We start from the raw sequence: 2697 nt of genomic DNA on the forward strand, positions 1-2697 counted from the left end.
TTGATGCATTTGTTATGCGTTTTTTGTACTATTTAGTGATGCTATCATTATTTTAGCCATCTCAAGCTTTGTATCTTTATCATCAGTATCTTCAACTACTTTAAACGAAAGTAGCACATTTTGAATTATTACTAAGCTATCATGATAACCTTTTAACTGCTGCGTTGTCTTACTATATAACCAAAAGAAAACTCCTGAAATAAATTCCACAATCACACCGGAACCAGCAGATATATAAGCAACAGAATCCGCATTATTTAAATCAGTAAAACCAATAAACATACCCGTAACGATCAGAAGAAAACCTACAATCCCAGCAGCAATAGAGGCAAAAAAACTTTTATTGGTATGCTCTTTAACCATCTTATAATACTCACTCAAGTTACTAATATTTATATCTACCAAACGATCAAAATATGTAACATTGTCAGAAGATTTAAGTGGCCTAAGTGTATTTCTTTGAATCTTTAAACTCTCCAATTCTTCAACTAAATGTCGATGACGAATATTTCTTCTAGTTAGAATTAATGCATATGCAAATCCGAAGTAAAATGCTGATGCAGTACCGAGTAACGGAGCATACCTATCTTGATCTTTGTAAATCCCAACAAGCTCTAAAAATCCATCGCCAAAAAATACAAACAATAAAGATATAAATATCAGTAAGCTAAGTATAAAGTCAGAAGATCTACTTTCTTTATGATCTAATCTAACTTGTAATTTACTAATTCTTGAATCAAGACTATCCAACAACCCATCTTTTTCTTGATTATTATGTAATGTTGATTTTTTTTGTGTATTTTTTGACATATATCCTCTAATTTACAAAAACGCATAACGCCGCAATAACACGTGCGAAAGACCGACTTATAAAACCAATTATACTCTAAACCGCGAATGCCGAATGTAAATAGCATCGTGTTGATTGCTTTGTTATGCGTAAACTTAACAGTTAATTAAAATTCCCAACCGGCTTTCTAGCAGATAAGCCAACAAGAAGTACTCCTGATGCTAATAACCATGCGGAGTCCAAGTATGGTAAAAAATCACAATAACCATCAATTAAAGCAATAAATATAAGTAATATTCCAAACACTGATGAACCATAACGTAATTTGTGCTTATTCTTCATATTTATCTTCACCATAACTATTTAAATTAACTTAATATATATTTTATTTTCAGCTTCTACTATATGAAGATAATGTAATACACCACACTTTTTACAACTAGCAGGATGCTTTAGATCTGAACCTCTTTGATTTAATCTAGCAATACCCAAAATTGGATGCCCACATTTTAAACATTGAAAAGCAATATTGTTTCCATATGCATCAACTGATAACTGACTATTATCTGAATCAAATGCTTTAAAATTAGTAATCCTCATATTTATTCCCCCTTTGATTTACGCATAACGCCTGCATAACACGTTTGCTACGATACAGACTTAGCTGAATTTTACTGCCTTAATCACTGAAACTAAAGGCAAACCGACAACGCCGAATGTAGCAAATCGTGTTGATGCATTTGTTATATTTTTTTCTGTATGACTTTATTATGGTATTCATTTAGTTCTAGGCTTACTTCTCGCAATTTTGTATCTGTATCTGCAACTGTATCTATTACTACTTGCATAAAACTATCATTTTTACCTTTTCCCCACCATTCAGCCTTTTCATATTCTTTATTAATGATATCTAAATAGTGTGATTTCAATGAAAGTAGTGCTTCAAGCCTTGTGAAATCGATAGCTCGTTCTTGCGCTTGACGAGAAAGTTTCATTTCCTGTCGTGTTTCAGCTAACTCTTTTGACTGTATATATATTGTATATAAAAGGGCAATAAATGATACGAAGGTTAAAACTACACCAATAGTCCCTGATAAATAGTCAGCAAATTGTGCCCATACCGCATGGTCACTAGATAATTTGCCATTAAACATAGATAGATATGCAAACAAACTTATCAATATCCCAGAAATACTAAGAACTCCAATAACAGATATTACACCAACAATTTTCCGCATTTATTCACCTTAAAAATATAACGCCGCAATAACACGTTTATTACTACGACGACTTAGCTGAATTTTACCGCCTTAAACACCGAAACCAAAGACAAACCTACAACGCCGAATGTAATAAATCGTGTTGATTGCTTTGTTATACGGCACAGATAAAATTAATTGTGTGGAACCAAGATATTACCCACAGTTACATTAACTAAATACGGTTATGATACTTACAACCGACACAAAACCAAGAGAGCAGAATGGACGCTATTGCTCATTTAATTATCATTTTAGGAAACCCATTTGTATATAAAATTGGACGCCTAATTGTTTCAACTTTAAGCATTGGTAAATTGTCCATTCAACCATTACCAACTAAGTTTACCGCTAATTTCGTACAAGCCTTCGATGAAAATAAGGTCGTAGAAAACCAAGTGAAGCAAAACTACTCAATATCATATGGAATTGCCATTTCAATTGGTTACGTCGTAATCGTAGCTATATTTGGAACCCTATTATTTTATAATATTGATGGGTTGATTGAAGCCTAGCTATCGATGTAAAACACCCGTATAACGCTGGCGTAACACGTTTATTACCATGCAAACCAACCTGAATTTAACTGCCTTAATCACGAAACCCAAGACAATCCAGAACGCCGAATGTAATAAATCGTGTTGATGC

The 2697-nt window shown here is 33.0% G+C and carries 4 protein-coding genes; 1 reads left to right on the forward strand and 3 read right to left on the reverse strand.

What is annotated here, in order from left to right; all coding sequences use genetic code 11:
• Nucleotides 1–12 precede the first annotated feature (12 nt).
• The 3 genes from A6E03_RS20575 to A6E03_RS19020 all read right to left on the reverse strand — a co-directional run bounded on the left by A6E03_RS20575 (nucleotide 13) and on the right by A6E03_RS19020 (nucleotide 2028).
• Nucleotides 13–810 (reverse strand): hypothetical protein, encoded by a 798-nt coding sequence (locus A6E03_RS20575; RefSeq protein ID WP_369688365.1) that lies wholly within the window; start codon nucleotides 808–810, stop codon nucleotides 13–15.
• A gap of 343 nt (nucleotides 811–1153) precedes the next feature.
• Nucleotides 1154–1390, reverse strand: coding sequence for a hypothetical protein (locus A6E03_RS19015; protein ID WP_065601526.1), 237 nt, complete (start codon nucleotides 1388–1390; stop codon nucleotides 1154–1156).
• 143 nt (nucleotides 1391–1533) lie between these two features.
• Complete coding sequence (locus A6E03_RS19020; RefSeq protein WP_065601527.1) at nucleotides 1534–2028, reverse strand: hypothetical protein; 495 nt, start codon at nucleotides 2026–2028, stop codon at nucleotides 1534–1536.
• Nucleotides 2029–2273: 245 nt separating this feature from the next.
• Here A6E03_RS19020 and A6E03_RS19025 point away from each other — a divergent pair, with 245 nt between their 5' ends.
• The gene (locus A6E03_RS19025; protein ID WP_065601528.1) at nucleotides 2274–2564 is read left to right on the forward strand and encodes a hypothetical protein; all 291 of its coding nucleotides are present in this window, start codon (nucleotides 2274–2276) and stop codon (nucleotides 2562–2564) included.
• The last annotated feature ends 133 nt before the right edge of the window (nucleotides 2565–2697 follow it).

The sequence above is a fragment of the Aliivibrio sp. 1S128 genome, assembly GCF_001691065.1.
Lineage (GTDB): Bacteria > Pseudomonadota > Gammaproteobacteria > Enterobacterales > Vibrionaceae > Aliivibrio.